General features: G+C 74.2%; 21 protein-coding genes and 1 pseudogene. 7 read left to right on the forward strand and 15 right to left on the reverse strand.

All coding sequences use genetic code 11. The features are described 5' to 3' along the window. Both GA0070215_RS24945 and GA0070215_RS24950 read left to right on the forward strand, forming a co-directional pair. Positions 1 to 319: C39 family peptidase (locus GA0070215_RS24945; RefSeq protein ID WP_208600419.1), on the forward strand; the 319-nt coding region annotated here is incomplete at its 5' end. Between the two features lie 200 nt (positions 320 to 519). Further along, on the forward strand, positions 520 to 2283 hold the full coding sequence (locus tag GA0070215_RS24950) for a glycosyltransferase family 2 protein (protein ID WP_091050502.1): 1764 nt from the start codon (positions 520 to 522) through the stop codon (positions 2281 to 2283). Here the strand turns inward: GA0070215_RS24950 and GA0070215_RS29340 are convergent. The 4 genes and pseudogenes from GA0070215_RS29340 to GA0070215_RS24965 all read right to left on the reverse strand — a co-directional run. After that, a pseudogene (locus GA0070215_RS29340) lies at positions 2209 to 2409 on the reverse strand (DUF6510 family protein); the annotation flags it as partial. The gene GA0070215_RS24950 and the pseudogene GA0070215_RS29340 overlap by 75 nt on opposite strands. Positions 2410 to 2425: 16 nt before the next feature. After that, on the reverse strand, positions 2426 to 3184 hold the full coding sequence (locus GA0070215_RS24955; protein WP_091050507.1) for a ferredoxin reductase: 759 nt from the start codon (positions 3182 to 3184) through the stop codon (positions 2426 to 2428). Position 3185: 1 nt separating this feature from the next. Continuing rightward, positions 3186 to 3785 carry a sulfite oxidase-like oxidoreductase gene (locus tag GA0070215_RS24960; protein WP_091050510.1) on the reverse strand — a complete coding sequence of 200 codons (600 nt, stop codon included), beginning with the start codon at positions 3783 to 3785 and terminating at the stop codon, positions 3186 to 3188. Positions 3786 to 3835: 50 nt separating this feature from the next. Continuing rightward, entirely contained in the window at positions 3836 to 4870 is a 1035-nt protein-coding gene (locus GA0070215_RS24965) for a TerC/Alx family metal homeostasis membrane protein (RefSeq protein ID WP_026268322.1), read from the reverse strand. Positions 4871 to 5112: 242 nt separating this feature from the next. Between GA0070215_RS24965 and GA0070215_RS24970 the strand changes: the two genes are divergently transcribed. Further along, positions 5113 to 6297 (forward strand): CaiB/BaiF CoA transferase family protein, encoded by a 1185-nt coding sequence (locus tag GA0070215_RS24970; RefSeq protein ID WP_018787243.1) that lies wholly within the window; start codon positions 5113 to 5115, stop codon positions 6295 to 6297. Between the two features lie 16 nt (positions 6298 to 6313). Here GA0070215_RS24970 and GA0070215_RS24975 read toward each other — a convergent pair whose 3' ends face one another. After that, positions 6314 to 6718 carry a DUF2267 domain-containing protein gene (locus GA0070215_RS24975; protein ID WP_091050514.1) on the reverse strand — a complete coding sequence of 135 codons (405 nt, stop codon included), beginning with the start codon at positions 6716 to 6718 and terminating at the stop codon, positions 6314 to 6316. Between the two features lie 177 nt (positions 6719 to 6895). On the opposite strand from GA0070215_RS24975, the gene GA0070215_RS24980 reads away from it, so the two are divergent. Next, positions 6896 to 7165: a DUF2795 domain-containing protein gene (locus GA0070215_RS24980; protein ID WP_013285970.1), complete on the forward strand. Its 270-nt coding sequence runs from the start codon at positions 6896 to 6898 to the stop codon at positions 7163 to 7165. Between the two features lie 314 nt (positions 7166 to 7479). Here the strand turns inward: GA0070215_RS24980 and GA0070215_RS24985 are convergent, their stop codons facing one another. The 5 genes from GA0070215_RS24985 to GA0070215_RS25010 form a co-directional block, all read right to left on the reverse strand. Further along, positions 7480 to 8148 (reverse strand): hypothetical protein, encoded by a 669-nt coding sequence (locus tag GA0070215_RS24985; RefSeq protein ID WP_091050517.1) that lies wholly within the window; start codon positions 8146 to 8148, stop codon positions 7480 to 7482. Positions 8149 to 8186: 38 nt separating this feature from the next. Beyond that, complete coding sequence (locus GA0070215_RS24990) at positions 8187 to 9158, reverse strand: pirin family protein (protein ID WP_091050521.1); 972 nt, start codon at positions 9156 to 9158, stop codon at positions 8187 to 8189. A 16-nt stretch (positions 9159 to 9174) separates the two neighbouring features. Then, complete coding sequence (locus tag GA0070215_RS24995) at positions 9175 to 10011, reverse strand: hypothetical protein (RefSeq protein ID WP_018787239.1); 837 nt, start codon at positions 10009 to 10011, stop codon at positions 9175 to 9177. A 29-nt stretch (positions 10012 to 10040) separates the two neighbouring features. Then, entirely contained in the window at positions 10041 to 10382 is a 342-nt protein-coding gene (locus GA0070215_RS25000; protein WP_018787238.1) for a MazG-like family protein, read from the reverse strand. A 251-nt stretch (positions 10383 to 10633) separates the two neighbouring features. Further along, a complete protein-coding gene (locus tag GA0070215_RS25010) occupies positions 10634 to 11413 on the reverse strand; it encodes a DedA family protein (RefSeq protein ID WP_018787236.1) in 780 nt (259 codons plus the stop codon). A gap of 42 nt (positions 11414 to 11455) precedes the next feature. Between GA0070215_RS25010 and GA0070215_RS25015 the strand changes: the two genes are divergently transcribed. Then, positions 11456 to 12172, forward strand: a complete 717-nt coding sequence (locus tag GA0070215_RS25015; RefSeq protein ID WP_091050524.1) for a carbon-nitrogen hydrolase family protein — start codon at positions 11456 to 11458, stop codon at positions 12170 to 12172. 86 nt (positions 12173 to 12258) lie between these two features. On the opposite strand, the gene GA0070215_RS25020 is transcribed toward GA0070215_RS25015, so the two are convergent. The 4 genes from GA0070215_RS25020 to GA0070215_RS25035 all read right to left on the reverse strand — a co-directional run bounded on the left by GA0070215_RS25020 (position 12259) and on the right by GA0070215_RS25035 (position 15934). Continuing rightward, positions 12259 to 13701, reverse strand: a complete 1443-nt coding sequence (locus GA0070215_RS25020) for a serine/threonine-protein kinase (protein WP_091050527.1) — start codon at positions 13699 to 13701, stop codon at positions 12259 to 12261. 61 nt (positions 13702 to 13762) lie between these two features. Then, a complete protein-coding gene (locus tag GA0070215_RS25025) occupies positions 13763 to 14611 on the reverse strand; it encodes an SAM-dependent methyltransferase (RefSeq protein WP_026268320.1) in 849 nt (282 codons plus the stop codon). Positions 14612 to 14686: 75 nt separating this feature from the next. Then, positions 14687 to 15574 (reverse strand): helix-turn-helix domain-containing protein, encoded by an 888-nt coding sequence (locus GA0070215_RS25030; RefSeq protein ID WP_018787231.1) that lies wholly within the window; start codon positions 15572 to 15574, stop codon positions 14687 to 14689. 105 nt (positions 15575 to 15679) lie between these two features. Beyond that, complete coding sequence (locus tag GA0070215_RS25035; protein ID WP_018787230.1) at positions 15680 to 15934, reverse strand: DUF397 domain-containing protein; 255 nt, start codon at positions 15932 to 15934, stop codon at positions 15680 to 15682. A gap of 224 nt (positions 15935 to 16158) precedes the next feature. On the opposite strand from GA0070215_RS25035, the gene GA0070215_RS25040 reads away from it, so the two are divergent. Then, positions 16159 to 16794 carry a GGDEF domain-containing protein gene (locus GA0070215_RS25040; protein WP_026268319.1) on the forward strand — a complete coding sequence of 212 codons (636 nt, stop codon included), beginning with the start codon at positions 16159 to 16161 and terminating at the stop codon, positions 16792 to 16794. 51 nt (positions 16795 to 16845) lie between these two features. Here the strand turns inward: GA0070215_RS25040 and GA0070215_RS25045 are convergent, their stop codons facing one another. After that, on the reverse strand, positions 16846 to 17340 hold the full coding sequence (locus GA0070215_RS25045) for a type II toxin-antitoxin system PemK/MazF family toxin (protein ID WP_026268318.1): 495 nt from the start codon (positions 17338 to 17340) through the stop codon (positions 16846 to 16848). Between the two features lie 80 nt (positions 17341 to 17420). Here GA0070215_RS25045 and GA0070215_RS25050 point away from each other — a divergent pair, with 80 nt between their 5' ends. Continuing rightward, positions 17421 to 18017: a DUF4291 domain-containing protein gene (locus GA0070215_RS25050; RefSeq protein ID WP_167361567.1), complete on the forward strand. Its 597-nt coding sequence runs from the start codon at positions 17421 to 17423 to the stop codon at positions 18015 to 18017. Positions 18018 to 18077 lie beyond the last annotated feature (60 nt).

Below are 18077 nucleotides of genomic sequence, written 5' to 3' on the forward strand. Positions count from 1 at the left end.
CGCCACCGACGCCTACAAGTCGGTCGAGATCAGCACCCCCAAGGCCGACGACGAGCAGACCGACACCCTGCGCGCCGACGTGATCAAGACCGTCGACGCCGGCCGGGCCGTGGTCGCCAACATCGCCGGCACCGCCACCGACACCGACGGCACCACCCACTCCTTCGAAGGCGGCCACTACATCAGCGTCACCGGCTACCGCGACAACGGCGACACCGTCACCATCGCCGACAGCGCCGACCCGAACACCGCCACCTACCGCATGAGCATCGACAACCTCGCCGACTGGATCGCCACCCGCGGCTACAGCACCAGCTAAGCCACACCACCGCACCCATAGCTGCACAGCAAGAACCCACACCGGCAGGGCCCGACCCCACCACGGGGTCGGGCCCTGCCGCGCGTATCCAACGGCTGCCTGCCGGTCACCTCGCCGTCACGCTGCCGTCGTCACCCGGACGGCTCGCCCCACCACGCTGGGTGGCGCCGGATCGTCCGGGCGACCGCGAAGGAGAAGCTGTGGCAGCCGAGGAGGCGACGCACCGCCCACCGACCACGCACCGCCCGGCCGCGACGAGCCGCCCCGACGTGAGCGTCGTCGTGCCGGTCTACAACACGCTGCGCTACCTGCGGTCCTGCCTCGACTCGGTGCTGCGGCAGACGATCGGCCCGGACCGGATGGAGATCGTGGCGGTGGACGACGGGTCCACCGACGGCAGCGGCCGCCTGCTGGACCGGTACGCCGCGAAGCATCCCGGCACGGTGCGGGTCGTGCACCAGGCCAACTCCGGTGGCCCTGCGGCGCCCTGCAACCGGGGACTCGACCTGGCCACCGGCCGGTACGTGTTCTTCCTCGGCTCGGACGACCGGCTCGGCCCGGAAGCCCTCGAACGTATGGTCGCCGCCGCCGACCGGTACGGGTCGGACGTGGTTCTCGGCAAGGTGGTGGGGGTCAACGGCCGGCACGTCTTCTCCGACGTGTTCGCCGACGGCAACGTGGTCGACGTGAGCCTGTTCGACTCGGCGCTGCCCTGGTCGCTGGCGAACACGAAGCTGTTCCGGCGCGACCTGGTGGACCGGCTGGGGCTGCGGTTCCCGGAGGACATGCCGGTGCTCAGCGACCAGCCGTTCACGCTCACCGCCTGCTACCACGCCCGGCGGATCTCGGTGCTCGCCGACCACGACTACTACCACGCGGTACGCCGGCTGGACGCCCGCAACATCACCTACCACAGCCGGATCGAGCAGCGCCTGGTCAGCGTGGAGCGGCTGTTCGCGTACGTGGCCGACCTGATCCCTGCCGGAGCGCGCCGGGACGCGGTACTGCGCCGCCACGTCGGGCTGGAGCTGGCGAACCTGGTCGGCGACGACTTCCGGCACCTGGACCGGGCCGCGCAGGAGCGGGTGCACGCGACAGTCGCGCGGCTGGTGCGGCGGCACGTCACCGACAGCCTGCGGGACCGGCTCGGCATCGAGGCCCGGCTGCGCCTGGGCGCGGTGACGGCGGGCGGGGTGGACGACCTGCTGGCGGTCATCGAGCAGGACTGCGGCCGGGGCGTGCCGGCGACGGTGTTCGCCGGTGACCGCTGGCACGCGGGCTATCCGGGCGCCCCGGCCCCCTGGACCGACGTCACCGACGTGCGCGCCGACTGGCTGGCACGGCTGGACACCGTCGACGTCAGCTGGGCCGACGGGCACACGCTGACGGTGACCACGCGCAGCCCGTACCCCCGGTTCGCCACGGAGGCCGGGCCGGTGCGGATGCTGGCCGGTCCGGTCGTGGGCGCGACCCGGATGGACGCCGGTGATCCGACCGGCCGCACGCTCCGCACGGACTTCGCCCTCGACCGGCTCCTGGCCGCCGGGTCCGCCAGCGGGCAGCGCCACCCGGTCCGTGCCGAGGTGGACGGCGGTCACGGGCGCGGCGGCGCCGCGGTGCGCGCGCCTCGGCTCGCCGCCGGGCGGCCCCGGCTGCTGCGGCACGGCGCCCGGCTGTACGGGGTGGCGGCGACCGTCGACCCACGCAACGGCCAGCTCGTGCTGTCGGTGGTGCCGGTGACGGTGGCGCAGCTCGTCGGGCGGCTGCGTCGGCGCGGTGCGGCCCGCGCGCAGGTGTCAGGACGCGGGCCGGAAGGCCGGCTCGGCCGCCATGGGCACCTGGAGGTACGTGGTGCCGCGCAGGTCCAGCCAGGCCCGCTGCGGCGCGCGGACCAGCCGCACCATCACTCCGGAGCAGGCAGGGCAGCGCCCTACCAGGCCCGGGGCGTGCGAGTAGACGTGTAGCCCGGCCATCGGTCCGGTCGTCCCGCAGGTGTCGCAGCGGCCGGTGGTGGCGCTCAGGTCGACGGCGAACAACTCGCGCAGCGGTCCGTCGAGCATGTTGCCATCCAGGTAGGACAGGTCGGTCATACGCCCTCCTCGGGTCTCAGCCGGTCGGGCCGAACCGTTCGGTCCGTACGCGCCGGGTCGGGTGACCCAGCCCCACCAGCAGGTCGGCCACGGTCTCCACGAATCCGGTGGGGCCGCACACGTAGCACAGCGGCTCCAGGTCGGGCGGCCAGCCGTGGCTGTTCACGTCGGCGAGGCCGATCCGGTGCGGCTCGCCGCGCCAGCCCTCGGGCGCAGACCGGGTGTAGACGTACGCGACGTCCAGGCCCTGGTCGTCGCGCGCGCGGCGGCGCAGCTCGTCGGCGTAGATGACGTCGTCCGGGGTGCGCACCGAGTAGACGAGCCGGAACGGGGTGCGGCTGCCCGCGGCGCGGCGTGCGCGGATCATCGCCATCAGCGGCACCACCCCCGATCCACCGCCGACCAGCAGCACCGGCGCGGTGCCGTCGGTACGCCAGACGAACCAGCCGCCGACCGGCCCGCGTACCTCCAGCGGGTCGCCCTCGGCGTAGGTGTCGGTCAGGTACGGCGACACCTCGCCGTCGTTCACCCGCTGCACGGTCACCTCGATCCGCTCGCCGTCGGCGGGCCCGGCCAGCGAGTACGACCGGGCGGCCTGGTAGCCGTCCTCGGCGGTCAGGCGCAGGTCGACGTGCTGCCCGGGCAGGTGCCCGGGCCAGCCGGGCACGTCCAGCACCAGCGTCTGCGCGGTGGGCGTCTCGATCCGCCGCTCGACCAGCCGGGCAACCCGCCACATCAGCGGCGCGACGCGGCGGCCCTGCGCCTGCGCCGTCATCTCAGTCGCCCTGGTAGCGCTGCTCGCGCCACGGGTCGCCGTAGTCGTGGTAGCCGGCGGTCTCCCAGAAGCCGGGACGGTCCTCGACGAGCAGCCGGATGCCGTGCACCCACTTCGCCGACTTCCACAGGTACAGGTGCGGTACGAGCAGCCGCGCCGGCCCGCCGTGCTCGGCCGGCAGCGGCCCCCCGTCGTACGTGTGCACCACCCACGCCCGGCCGCCGCGCAGGTCGTCCAGCGGCAGGTTCGTGGTGTAGCCGCCGTAGGAGTGCGCCAGGGCGTACCGGGCGTCGGTGTCGACGCCGTCGAGCAGCGTGTCCAGGGAGACGCCCTGCCAGGTGGTGCCGAACTTGGACCAGCGGGTGACGCAGTGCAGGTCCACCGTCGGGGTGTCCTGCGGCAGGCCCATCATCTCGTCCCAGGACCAGCGGTACTCCGCGCCCGTCTCACCGGTCAGCACGAACTCCCAGGTGTCCAGCGGCACCCGCGGCGTCGGGCCGGCGGAGAGCACCGGGAAGTCCTCGGTGAGGTACTGCCCCGGCGGCAGGTCGGAGGCGGACGAACGGGGCCGGCCCTGGAAGCCCGGCGAGACGATTCCCACCCGTCAGTCGTACCACCGCCGCACACACCGGGGCAGCGGTTCCCACCGAGTCAGGACGAGCCGCCGCCCGACACCTCCTGCACGACCGTGCGCTCGCCGTCGCCGCTGTCCCGGGTGGCCCGGAGGCTGGTGATGGTGACGACCACCAGGACGCCGACGATCACGCCGAGCGAGGCCAGCGTCGGGATCTCCGGCACGCCCTCCCAGATGCCGTGCGCCCAGTGCAGGCCGAGCTTGAGGCCGATGAACGCGAGGATGACGGCCAGGCCGTAGCTGAGGTGCACCAGCCGGCTCAGCGCGGCGTGCAGCACGAAGTAGAGCGCACGCAGGCCCAGCAGCGCGAAGGCGTTTGTGGCGAAGACCAGGTACGGATCCTCGGTGATGCCGAAGACGGCGGGCACCGAGTCGACGGCGAACACGATGTCGGTGGCCAGCACGGCGACCACGACGAGCGCGAACGGGGTGAGCGCCCGGCGGCCGTCCTGCCGGATCGTCATCCGGGTGCCGTGGTACTCGTCGACCACCGGCATGAACTTGCGCAGCAGACGCACCGACCGCATCTTGTTGATGTCGACCTCCTGCTCGTGCCCGGAGAGGGCGTCGCGCAGCAGCTTCACCGCGGTGGCGATGAGGATGAGCGCGAAGAGCAGGAAGGCGAAGTCGAGCGTCTGGAGCGCGGCGGCGCCGAGCGCGATGAACACGCCGCGCAGCACCAGGGCGCCCGCGATGCCGTAGAGCAGCACCCGCTGGGCCAGCACGGAGGGCACCGCGAACGCGGCGAGCAGCAGCATGAAGACGAACAGGTTGTCGACCGACAGCGACTTCTCGACCAGGTAACCGGTGAGGTACTCGATGCCCTGCTGGCTGCCCCAACGGGACCAGATCCAGGCGCCGAAGGCCAGCGGCAGGGCGATGTAGAAGGCCGACCAGCCCAGCGCCTCGCGGATGGAGACCTCGTGCGGCTTACGGGTGACCAGGAAATCCAGCACCAGCAGCACGAGCACGCCGACGATCGTCACCGCCCACAGCGTGGGCGTGCCGATCGAGGACAACTCGGCCGCAGCCAGGGGGAACAATTCGGGCATGGAACCTCCTCGAACACCGTGTCATGTTCGAGGTCTCCTTCACCCACTTTTTCGTGGGCAACCACCCGGGGCTCGCCTCGGCGGCTCGCCGTACTGACCGGAATGATTCGTGGGAAGTACTCCCCTCGCCTGCACAAGGCTAGGTCACCGCCGGACCGGACGCCAAGTCGGGACACGGATGCTTGCCCTGGTCGACCACCGCGCGCCGGCGGAGGGCATGGCGCGAGGTCACCCGGGCCCCTATGGTGACGCGGGTGACCAACCAGGGACCGTTGACCGGCGTACGGGTGATCGAACTGGCCGGCATCGGCCCCGGTCCGTTCGCCGCGATGATGCTGGCCGACCTCGGCGCCGACGTGGTGCGCGTCGACCGGCCCGGCGGCGGGTTCGGCGCCTTCCCGGGCGACCTGCTGAACCGCAACCGCCGCTCGATCGCTGTGGACCTGAAGCAGCCCGCGGGGCGTGACCTGGTGCTCGCCCTGGCCGCGGGCGCGGACGCGCTGGTGGAGGGCTTCCGGCCCGGGGTGACCGAACGGCTCGGCCTCGGCCCGGACGACTGCCTCGCCGCCAACCCCCGCCTGGTGTACGGGCGGATGACCGGCTGGGGGCAGGACGGGCCGCTGGCGCAGCACGCCGGGCACGACATCGACTACCTGGCGCTGACCGGCGCGCTGCACGGTGTGGGCCGGGCCGGGGAACGTCCGGTGCCGCCGATGAATCTGCTCGGCGACTACGGCGGCGGGGGCATGATGCTGGCGCTCGGCGTGGTCGCGGCGCTGTACGCGGTGCGCGGCGGTGCGCCCGGCCAGGTGGTCGACGCGGCCATCGTGGACGGCGTGTCGGTGCTGGCCACCCAGATCCACGCGCTGCGCGGCATCGGCCTGTGGCAGGACCCGCGCGGGGTGAATCTGCTCGACGGCGGTGCGCCGTTCTACGACACGTACGAGTGCGCCGACGGGCGGTACGTCGCGGTGGGCGCGCTGGAGCCGCAGTTCTACGCCGAACTGGTCCGGCTCACCGGCTTCCCGCTCGACGCCGACGCGCCGGCCGGCGAGGACGCGCCGGGCGACGCGCTGGACCGGGACGACCCGGCGAACTGGCCTGCGCTGCGGGCCGCCTGGGCGCGGCTGTTCCGCACCCGGACCCGGGACGAGTGGACGGCGCTGCTGGCCGGCACCGACGCCTGCGTGGCGCCGGTGCTCGACTGGGCCGAGGCACCGGCGCATCCACACCTGCGCGCCCGGGAGGTCTTCGTGGCGCCGGACGGCGTCACCCAGCCCGCTCCCGCGCCGCGCTTCTCGGCCACCCCGACCTCTGTCCGGCGTCCGCCGCCGTCACCGGGCGAGCACACCGACGAGGTACTGGCCGACGCCGGGATCGACACCGGCCGGATCGCCGCGCTGCGCGCCGCGGGCGTGCTCGGCTGACCGCCCGCCCATCCGCTCAGCGGCGGTTCGCCGCCGGGGCCAACGCCGGTTCCACCATGTCCCGGTAGTCGCGGGGGAACCGGACCACGACGTCCTGGAACTCTCCGCCGCGGATCGCCTCGCGCATCGTGACGAAGACCGCGCGTACGGCGTCCCGGGCGGTGTTCTCGTCGCAGTCGGCCCAGCGGGCGACCCGGGCGACGAACTCGGCCGCGCCGAACCGTTCCGCAGCCTCGTCGCGCGGATACGGGCTGAGCAGCCCCTGCAGCGGCTTCGGCAGCTGCGCGGCCAGGTCCAGCACCTCGCCGCCGGTCAGCCGCTCGGCGAACGTCTCCAGCGTGGCCCCGGTGAGCGTGGCGGCCCGGTCCTCGCCGGTGCCGGTGAGCCGGGCGACCCGGCTCACGAAGGTCAGGTAGTGCATGCGTGGTACCCCCTTCGGTGCGCCCCCCGCGGCTACCCGCGACGGCGCGCCGGAAACGGCGCCGGTCGCCGGCGCGAGACGGCGTAGGGATTTCCGCGCCCGCGGGCGTGAGGGGCGGCGCGGCGGGTAACCGCCGCCCGGTCATGACCCCGACTACTGCCACGAGGAGCCCGACCCATGGCGAGTTACACGGATGTCCTTGATTACCTGTCCGCGCTGGACTATCCGGCCGGCAAGGACGACGTCATCCGCGAGGCGGAACGGGAGGGCGCGCCGCCGGACGTGTTGCGGGCGCTGCGCGCGCTGCCCCCGGTGGACTACGCCAACGGCACCGAGGTGGCCCGGTCGGCCGGCATCGACGCGGCGCCCGAGGTGAGCCGGTCGCAGCGCGCGGCGCAGGCGCGGGACAACCACCCGCGCGTGTCGCAGCACCTGCGCGGCATCTGAGCACGGTGGCGGGCCGGCGGGCGACACGGCCGCCGGCCGCCGCGCGTGCGGAGGAGGGCCGGCGTACGACTGTGGCGCGTGGGCGCTCCCCTGTGGACGCGCCCCGGACAGGCGAGCGCCCCGGGTCACGAACCGCGACCTGGGGCGCCACGCAGCACCTGTCCCCCGCAGTTCACGCCCGAACCGGGTCGCGACCGCGCAGCGGTGAGATGTTCGCCCGAACCGGGCGGGCATCGCTGCCACGATCATCATACGACGCGGCATCAGCCGAACGGGTGAGAATCGCGGAATTGTGGCCGGGCGCACGTCCGCGCTCAAGCGGTCACCTCGGCGTACCGCCGCTCCAGGTCCACCCGCGCCAGCGCTCCGACCAGCCACGACAGTTGCTCCGACTCGCCGCTGCCGGTCAGTCCGGCGAGGTCACGCGCGGTACGGCCCAGCCCGAGCCGCCGGGCCGCCGCGAGCGCCCGCCGGTCGGCCACCGGCGCCGCCTCGCGCCACAGCGCCTGCGCCTCGCGCAGGAACAGGTCGCACACCTCGTCGTCCACTCCGGGCAGCGCGGTCAGCAGCCGTCGCTCCGCACCCGGGTCCTGGTGCGCGGCGGTCCGCAGCCGGCGCAGGTCGCCCCGGTACGCCTCGACGACGGTGCGGGCCAGGTCGCCGAGGGTGTCGGCGATCGCGGCCAGGTCACCGCGCAGCCCGGCGGCGCGCAGCACGCGTACCCGGTCCTCGTGCCGGGAGCGGGCCATCCGGGCCGAGGTGTCCCACCCCGCGTCGCGCAGCGCGGTGGCCGCGTCGACGGCCCGGTGGAAGTCGCCCCGGCGGGCCAGCAGGACGGCCAGGTACAGCACCTGGAACAACTGGGCCGGGTTGTTCGTCACCCGGAACCCGAAGCACTCGGCGAACCCGCGGCCGTCTCCGGCGAGCCGGCGGGCGAGCCGCTTGCGGTCCGCGACGTCGCGCGGGGCGTTCTGTGTCGGCATGCCGCCGACTACCCCGGCGACGGCGCGGCATTCGGCGGTCAGCCGCGCACGTCTCCGCCGCGGTCCCGGGCCTTGAGCCGGGTGGTGGGCAGCGCGGGCGCGGGCAGCGGCGGTGCCGCGTCGTCGGCGACCACGCCGAAGCGGCGGCCGGCCGTCCAGTCCTCCCGGGCGGTCACCACCTCATCGTGCGAGCGGCCGACGAAGTTCCACCACATCACCAGTGGCTCCTCGAACGGGGTGCCGCCGAGCAGCAGCAGCCGGGTGCCCGGCTCGGCGCGCAGTGTCAGCGTGCTCCGCCCGAGGCCCAGGTAGAGCAGCGCGCCGGGAGCCAGCGCCGTGCCGTCGCACTCGGCGGCCCCGGACATGGCCAGCAGCCCGTACTCGAAGTCCGGACGCAGCGGCAGCGCGGCCGGCGCCGGCCCGCGAACCTCGATCTGCGCGCCGACCAGCGGGGTGTGCACGACCGCCGGCGAGCGTTCCCCGCCGAGGTCGCCGACGAGCAGCGTGACGTCCAGGTCGCCGGCACGGAAGCGGGGCAGGTCGGCGTGGTGGGCGAAGGCCGGGTCACCGGCGCGGGCCGGGTCGGGCAGCGCCACCCACAACTGCACGCCGTGCATCAGCGGCGGGTGCACGAGCGGGGAGCGCTCGGAGTGGGCGATGCCGCGCCCGGAGGTCATCACGTTGAGCTGACCCGGCCGGATGGGCTGCACGTTGCCGAGGCTGTCGCGGTGCAGGATCTCCCCGTCGAGCAGCCACGTGACGGTCTGGAGCCCGGTGTGCGGGTGCGGCGGCACCTCCATGCCGGGCCGGTCGGCCACGTCGTCGGGCCCGAAGTGGTCGACGAAGCACCAGGCGCCGACCATCCGGCGCTGCCGCTGCGGCAGCAGCCGGCGCACCGTGGTGTAGCGGCCGAGCGGGACGTCGTGGCCGGGCAGCAGCACGCTGCCCGGGTCGGTCGGGCCGGTGCCCGGTGGGAGCGTCTGCGCGGGCAGGGATTCGGTGCGGTCCACCGCCCCGACTGTACGCTCAGTACGCGGTGACGCTCACCGCGTTCGCGCCCCCGACCAGGTCGAGGTAGAGCCGGTCGGCGGCCCGGTCCCAACCCGGTGAGCTGATGAGGTCACCGGCGGCGATCCCGCCGCGGCGCTCGTCGTACAGGGTCAGGGAACCGGCACCGGAGGCCACCCGCACCCGGGCCGGCGGCGCGTCGGGCACCGTGACTGTGAGTTCGCTGACTCCGCCGGTCATCCGGACGGTGAGCGAGCCGTCGAGCCGCGGCAGCAGCAGCCGGGTCACCGCCGCGCCGCCGACCAGGTCGACCCCGGCGAGCCGGGCCTCGCTCAGGTCGAGGCGCTGCTCGCTGACGCCGCCGATCAGCCGCAGCCGCCAGGTGACCCGCGAGTTGAGCACCACCTCGACGGCGGCCGGGCCGGGGCGGCCGTTCTCCTCGATCCGCAGCCGGACCCGGTCCCCCTCAAGCTGCGGGCGCGGGGTCACACCCGAGCCGTCCGGCGCGCCGATCCGGTAGAGGTCGTCGCCGAGGTCGGCGGCCCGCAGCGTGAACCGGGTCAGCCCGTCGACCAGCTCGAACCGGGCGCGCTGCCGGTCGCCGCGAGGTTCGGTGAGCGTCTGGGCGCCGGCCACCTCGGCGGTGCCCGCCCCGCCCGAACCGCCGCCCTCGGTGACCGGTGACGGGGGCGCGCCGCCGGAGAAGACCACACCGAGACGGGCCGGGTTGGACAGCGTCACCGCCACCGCCACCGCGCCGAGCAACACCACCAGCACCGCGGCAGCCGCCAGCAGCCGGGCTCCGCCGGACCAGCGGGGCCGGGTCAGGTAGGGGTCGTCCTCGGATGCGGTCATGGTCGTCCCCTCTCGCCGGTCCCCACCGGTCATACGTCCGCGTCGTCGTCCCGGTTCATTCCCCCTCCGGTACGCGAACGCACCTTGCCGGCACACGCGGCCAGCACGGCGTGCGCGTCCAGCCCGAGACTCTCGATGGCGACAAGCGCGGTGAACGCCACGTCGGCGAGTTCGGCGGCGACCTCCTCCCGGGTGTGCGTCACCCCCTTGCGTGGGTTCTGCCCGAGCAGGCCGATCCAGGCCGCGGCGACCTCACCGGCCTCCTCGCCGATCTTGAGGATGCGACAGGTCAGTTCGGTGTCGCCGCGGCCGTTCGCGGCGTCGAGCCAGGCGCGCGCGTCCCGCGCCGTCGTCCAGATGGTGGCGTCCACGCGGACCAGTGAACCGCACCCGCACACCGTTCGCGGAGTACGCCGAGGAGCTGTTCGCCCGGCCGAGGCCGGCGCCGCCCGGGACGACCTGACCCGCTGGGTGCGCACCGGCAAGCGCCCGGCCGGTGACGCGGTCACCGACCGGCGCGCGGTGGCGGCGCCGGACTTCGGCTGCCGGTTCAGCGACCGGGCCGCCCCGGGCCGCCGGCGCCGGCACCCGCCCGCTCTACCCGCCCTGCTGAGCCGGGGGCTCAGTCCTCCGCGCGGCCGTACCAGCCGCCGCGGTAGACGGTGCCCGGCGGGGCCGTCTCCGGTTCCGGCTCCAGCTGCGGCTCCGGCTGCGGCGGCACGTCGCCGGCGGTACGGCGGGAGCGGCGGACGCGGCTGACCACGAACCAGCAGACACCGGCCACCACGGCCACGATGACGAACTTCTGGAACGTGCCCGCGTACGCCTCGACCACGTGCCACTGCTCGCCGAGGAGGTAACCGGCGAGGACGAACGTGGTGTTCCAGATCAGGCTGCCCAGCGCGGTGTAGAGCAGGAAGACCGGAACTGGCATCCGTTCCACTCCGGCCGGGATGGAGATGAGACTGCGGAAGATCGGAATCATCCGGCCGAAGAACACCGCCTTGACGCCGTGGCGCAGGAACCACGCCTCGGTGCGGTCCACGTCCTCCAGCTTGATCAGCGGCAGCCGCGCGGCCAGGGCGCGCATCCGGTCCCGCCCGAGGGCCGCGCCGATGTAGTAGAGCGCCAACGCGCCCACGATCGACCCGAGCGTGGTCCAGACGATGGCGCCGACCAGGCTCATCTTGCCCTGGCTCGCGGTGAAGCCGGCCAGCGGCAGGATCACCTCGCTGGGGATGGGCGGGAACAGGTTCTCCAGGGCCACCGCGAGCCCGGCGCCCGGCCCACCGAGGCGTTCCATCAGGCCGGTGACCCAGCCGGTCACTCCGTCGCCGGCCGGTTCCGCGGCCCGCGCGGCGCTCACCCGGGGGACGGCGAGCAGCTGTGCGTTTCCGATCATCCGTCAAACGTTACGGGGCGAAGCTGCGAACGGCCACGCGGCATGGAAACCATTATCGTGTACGTCGTGCGTACACCGTTGCGGATCGCCGTCGCCCAGCCGCTGACCCGCTCCCACGACGTCGAGGGCAACGCCGCCCGGCACGCCGACGCGGTGCGCGCCGCCGCGGCCCGGGTGGTGGTCTTCCCGGAGATGTCGCTGACCGGGTACGAACTGACCGCCGCGCCACTGGAACCGGACGATCCCCGGCTCGCGCCGCTGCGGGGCGCGTGCGCCGAGACCTGCACGCTGGCGCTGGCCGGGGCGCCGGTGCCCGGGCCGCACATCGGGGTGCTCGCCGTCGACCCCGAGGGCGTGCGGGTCGCGTACCGGAAGATGTTCCTGGGTGGCGCGGAGCCGCGGCACATGCGACCGGGCCGGGAGCCGGCGGTGCTCGATGTGGACGGCTGGCGGCTGGGCCTGGCGGTGTGCAAGGACACCGGGACACCGGAGCACGCGGCGGCGACGGTGGCCCTGGGCGCGGACGCCTACCTGGCCGGGGTGCTGGAGTCGGCAGACGACGCGGCCGTGCCGGACGAACGCGCACGCCGGGTCGCCGCCACGCACGGCGCGTGGGTCGTGACGGCGAGTTTCGCCGGGTCGACCGGAGGCGGGTACACGCGGGCCGCTGGTGGCTCCGGCATCTGGTCACCGGCGGGTGAGCCGGTGATCCGCGCCGGCGCGGACGCAGGCGAGGTGGCCACGGGGACGCTGCGCTGAGGACGGATCCCCTACGCTGTGGAACGGATGCCCGAGGCGGCCGCCCTGGTGACGGAGACGATCCGCGCTGTCGCGCCGACCGCGGCTCAGCCCTCGTCGGCGCCGCCGCGCAGCCGCTCGTAGCCGTCGATCAGCCTGCGCAGCGCGGCGGCGGTGATCGGGTCGATCTTGTCGTCCTCGGCCGCGTCCTCGATCTTCTCGCGGAGGTCCTCGACCCGCTTGCCCCTGTCCCTCGCCTTGCCCCGGTCCAGCTCGGCGGCCTTCTTCCGCAGGTCGTCGGCGGTCTTGGGGTCGATCAGCCCGATCGCCTCGGCCCGGTCGAGCAGCTCGTCGAACCGGTCGCCGAGCTGCCGCAGCGTCACCGGTTCGGGTGCCGTCGACGGCGGCGCGGCGCGGCTGGGCTTCGGGGCGGGCGGCTCGGCGGCGCCGGTCGTGGGGCCCGTGGTGGGCGCGGCCGCAGGCGGCGTGCCGGAGCCGTCGCCCCGCACCAGCGAGCCGACCACGGCGAGCAGCAGAACTACCGCACCGGCCACCAGCAGCCCGAACAGCCGGTTCGACGAGACGGCCGGGCGCGGCGGCGCGACGGAACGTGCCGGCGGGGCCGGGCGGTACGCGGCGGCCGGGGACCGTTCGACGAGGGTGGGCGGGTGCGCCACCGGAGCCACGGTGGGCAGGATCGCGGTCGGCGGGTCCACTGGGCGGCCCGCGCCCAGCCGGTCGGCGAGCCGGGCCGCGGCGGGCCGCCGCGCCGGGTCCACCGCCAGGCAGGCCAGGACCAGGTCGGTGATCTCCGGCGGCAGGCCCGGCACCCGCGGCGGCGGCACCGGCGGCCGGTCGCGCCGCACGTCCACCACGTCGTCCCAGCTGCGCACCGGGAGCGGTGCCCGACCGGTGAGGCTGCGGTAGAGCAGGACGCCGAGCGCGTACACGTCGCCGGCCGGGTTCGCCGGGCCGGGATCCAGGCGCTCCGGGGCGAAGTACGCGGGGGTGCCCATCAGCAGCGCGCCGGTCTGCCTGGTCACCGGGTGCGGGCCGGCGGGTGCGGCGATGCCGAAGTCGAGCACCTTCGCGCCGGTCTCGGTGAGCATCACGTTCGCCGGCTTGATGTCGCGGTGCACCACACCGATCCGGTGCGCCGCGGCCAGCGCCCCGGCGACCTGCCCGGCCGTGCGGACCGCGTCCGGCCAGGCCAGCGGACCGCCGACCAGCCGGTCGGCGAGCGTCTGCCCCTCCACCAGCTCCATCACCAGGTACGGGACCACGACGCCGCTGTCCAGCGTCGCCTCGCCGTAGTCGTACACCTGGGTCACGTGCGGGTGGGTGAGCCGTGCCGCCGCGCGGGCCTCGCGCTGGATGACCGCCCGCAGTTGCGGATCGGCGGCGAGCTGCCCGGCGAGGGCCTTGACCGCGACGGGCCGGTGCAGCACCTCGTCGTCGGCACGCCACACCTCGGACATCCCACCGAGGCCGATGCGTTCGCGCAGGACGTATCGGTCGTGCAGGCGCAGGGCGGGCGTGAACGGCGACATGATGCCTCCAGTCTGCCCGTCCGGTCCCCGTGCCCGTCAACCGCCCGGCGCGCGGCCCCGGTCAGGGCTTGCGGGCGACCCCGCCGTACATGCTGACCTCGACCACCGACGGGCGCGGCTCGGGCTCGCCGTCGGCACGCCACTCGGCGACCGAGCAGACGCCCGGCTCGACCGGTTCCAGGCCGTCGAAGAAACGCACGACCTCCTCCCGGCTGCGCAGGTTGATCACGCCGTGCGGGCCGCCGCCGCGGGCCGCCGCCTTCGCCTCGGCGGCCAACTCGGCGGGCAGGTAGTCGTGGGTGGCGTGCGAGGCGGCCAGGTAGCTGCCGGCGGGTAACGCGTCCAGCAGGTGACCGACGATCGCGTACGGATCATCGCGGTCGGGCACGAAGTGCAGCACCGCCAGCAGCATCAACGCGACCGGCTGGGACAGGTCGAGCGTGCGGCGCAGGTCGGGGTGGGCGAGGATGCGCTCCGGGTCACGCAGGTCCGCGTCGAGGTACGCGGTGGCACCCTCGGCCGAACTGGTGAGCAGCGCACGGGCGTGCGCAAGCACGATCGGGTCGTTGTCGACGTAGACCACCCGGGCCCGCGGGTCGGTCGACTGCGCCACCTCGTGCGTGTTGTCGGCGGTGGGGATGCCGGTGCCGATGTCCAGGAACTGCCGGACGCCCGCCTCGCCCGTCAGGTGGCGCACGGCGCGGCGCAGGAACCGCCGGTTCTCCAACGCGCTGATCCGGATGGTCGGGAACCGCTCGGCCATCGCGTCGCCGGAGTCACGGTCGGCCTGGAAGTTGTCCTTGCCGCCGAGCCAGTAGTTGTACCGGCGGGCCGGGTGCGCCACGCTGGTGTCGATCCGGTCGGCAAGCGATCCGGAATCGGGTGCCGTACCTGTTGCGTCGCTGGTCAAGGCCGCCTCCACGACTCGCGTACCACCGTCCACTGTCCCCGGTCGCCGTCATGCTACTGCCCGGCGCCGTTCCGGTCAGGCCGGGTACAGCTCGTCGCGCAGGCGGGCCAGCAGTTCCGGGGTCCGCTCCGGCGGGGCGGCCTCCACGCACAACCGCTCCATCGCCTCGGCGTAGAAGTCCAGGTCGTCGCGCTTGTCGAGGTAGATCGCACTGGTGAGCTGCTCGATGTAGACGATGTCGGGCAGGTCGGCGTCACCGAAGCGCAGGATGCTGAACGCACCGCTGGCCGCGGCGTGCCCACCGGCGGCGAACGGGACGATCTGCAGCCGCACGTGCGGGCCGGAGGTCGCCTCGATCAGCGCGTCCATCTGCTCCCGCATCACCGCCGCGCCCCCGATCGGGCGGCGCAGCACCGCCTCGTCGAGCACCGCCCACAGCTGCGGCGGGTCGGCCCGCCGCAGCAGTTCCCTGCGCTGCATCCGCAGCTCCACCCGCCGGTCCAGCTCCGCGCCCGACGCGCTGCGATGGCCGAGCAGGATCACCTCCCGGGCGTACGCCGCGGTCTGCAGCAGACCGGGCACGAACTGCACCTCGTACGTGCGGATCAGCGCGGCGGCCGCCTCCAGGCCAAGGTAGGACTGGAACCAGGCGGGGAGCACATCGCCGTAGCGGTGCCACCAGCCCGGGCTGTTCGCGTCCCGGGCCAGCTTGAGCAGCGCGTCGCGGTCCTGGGTCGCGGTGACGCCGTAGAGCGTGAGCAGGTCGGCCACGTCGCGTTCCTTGAAGCCGACCCGACCCAGCTCCATCCGGCTGATCTTCGACTCGGACGAGCGGATCTCCCACCCGGCGGTCTCGCGGCTGACCCCGGCGCTCTCCCGCAGCCGGCGCAGCTGCCCGCCGAGCAGCATGCGCAGCACCGTCGGACCGCTTGTCGGACCACCCTCGACGGGCACCGTCGCCACCTGACCGCCCTCGCATCCCGACCGCCCCGGCCGGGCACCCTCCCGAACCGACGAGTAAGCATGCCATGAACCGACAGTGAGATGAACTCCCCCGGACGGACGGAGTCAGTCCCGTATACGGGACGGCGGGATCAGGTGGTCGAAGTCGCCGTCGCGGGCGCCGAGCACGAACGCGGCGATCTCGTCCACCGTGTAGATGAGCGCCGGCCCCTCGGGGTGCCGGGAGTTGCGGACCGCGATGCCGCCACCGGGCAGCTCGGCCAGTTCGACGCAATTGCCGCTGGGGTTGCTGCGGCGGCTCTTCAGCCAGCGCATCGGTGGCAACTCGGTCACGGGCACGCCGTTCGGCGGTTGCTGCATGGGCGTCCTTCGGGATGAGCCAGCCGAGGCCGCGGGGAGGAGCGGTGGGTGGCGACGTCTGTCGACTGAGGAGTGAGATGCACGTGCATCTGCTATTGCATCTGCAATGGACAGAGAGCATGATAGCCGAAATACGGTGTGCCGGTTCGTTCACGCACGGTGACCCGAGCCCGGCCCCGGGACGCCGCTCCGCGCGGCTTCGGGACTGCGGTGAGGAGGACGCGTTGGCGGATCCGATGACCATCGCCTCCGGCATCTCCGCCGCGGGCGCCCTCGTCTCCGCCTGGCAGTTGCGCCGCCGCGCGCTGCGCGCCGAAGCCGAGATCGAGCTGCTCCAGGCCGAGCTGGCCGCCGAGCGGCACGCCGCCAGCCACGACCCGCTCACCGGGCTGCCGAACCGCCGCGCGTTCTTCCGGCTGGCCGCCGCCCTGCTCACCGACCCCGCCGGTCAGCCGCTCGTCGCAGTCGTGCTCGACCTGGACGACTTCAAGCAGGTAAACGACCGCTACGGGCACGCCGCCGGGGACCAGGTGCTGGTCAGCGTGGCGCAACGGCTGGCCGCGTTCGCCGGCCCCAACCTGGTGGCCCGGCTCGGCGGCGACGAGTTCGCCGGCCTGCTGGCCAGTCCCACGCCGGACCGCCGGTGGATCGAACACGCCACCCGGCGGCTCTGCGAGGCGCTCGCCGCGCCGATCCCGCTGGGTGCGCGCAGCATCCAGGTCACCGCCTCGGTCGGGCTCGCGCCGGTGCACTGCCCCACCCAGCTCACCGACGCGCTCTGCCGCGCCGACGCGGCCATGTACGAGGCGAAGACGCTCGGCGCCGCCCGCCCGGCCCGCCAACTCGTCGCGGAGTGCTGACCGCGCTCGGTTCAGCCGGCGCGCGTGCCGCGTCTCGGCGTACCCGGCGGGTCAGCGCCAGCCGTAGCCGGCGCGCAACGCCTGCCCGACCCGGTCGAACCGGGACCGGTCCAGCACCGCGCCCTCGCGGCGGATGCTGTCCTCGCGCATGGTGAGCACCCGGTCCAGGCGTACCCAGCTCGGCCGCTCGTCCCGGTCCCACTCCCCCGGGCCGAGCGCCAGCCAGTGCCGCTGGCCGTCCCGGTCGCTCTGGCTGGACAGCATCAACCCGAACAGCGTGCGGCTGTGCCGGCCCACCACCAGCACCGGGCGGTCCTTGCCCTGGCGGGGATCGTCCTCGTACGGCACCCAGGTCCAGACGATCTCGCCCGGGTCGGCCTGCCCGTCCGGCTCCGGGGCGTACGACAGCTCGCGGCGCTGCAACGCGCTGACCTGACGGCGGCGCGCGACCTGCGCCGGGATCGGCCCGCCGGGGCGGGTGGGGGCGGGTACACCCCGGGTGATCCGGCCGAGCCGCGACGCCACGTTCCTCAACAGACCTGCCACGGCGGGCAGCCTATCGCTCGGTGTGAGCCGGCCCCGGAATCGGGTCGCCCGGGCCGGGAGGGCAGTGCCATCATGCCCCGGTGACAGCGCCCCGCCACCAGATCCGTGCCGCGTTCACCGACACCGCCGTCACGGTCTACCAGGCGTACCCGCCGGAGATCGCCGGCGCGGCCTTGCGCGCGGGCCGGTTCGTGCCGCCGTTCAAGCGGGAGCGGATGACCTGGATCAAGCCCTCGTTCCGCTGGATGATGTATCGCTGCGGCTGGGCGCTCAAGCCGGGCCAGGAACGGGTGCTCGCGATCGACATCAGCCGGGCCGGCTTCGAGTGGGCCCTGCGGCACGCCTGCCTCAGCAGCTACGACCCGCGCCTGCACCCGGACCGGGAGGCATGGCGACGCGGACTGCGGGTCAGCCCGGTGCGGGTGCAGTGGGACCCGGAACGCTCGCTGCGGCTGGCGCCGCTGCCGTACCGCTCGCTTCAGGTCGGACTGGCCGGCGAGGCGGTACGCCGGTACGTCGACGAGTGGGTGGTCGGGCTCACCGACGTCACCGCGCTGGCCCGGTCGGTGCACCACCGGCTCACCGACGGCGACGAGGCGGGGGCGTCGGCGCTGCTGCCGGTGGAACGGCCGTACCCGCTGCCGGACGAGGTGGCCCGCGTCATCGATGCGAGCTGAACGAGTACGCCGACGCGAGGCGTCCCGGCGCCGGGCGCCGGGCGCGATGTTAATAAGGGG

Source organism: Micromonospora marina (assembly GCF_900091565.1).
Taxonomy (GTDB): Bacteria; Actinomycetota; Actinomycetes; order Mycobacteriales; family Micromonosporaceae; genus Micromonospora; species Micromonospora marina.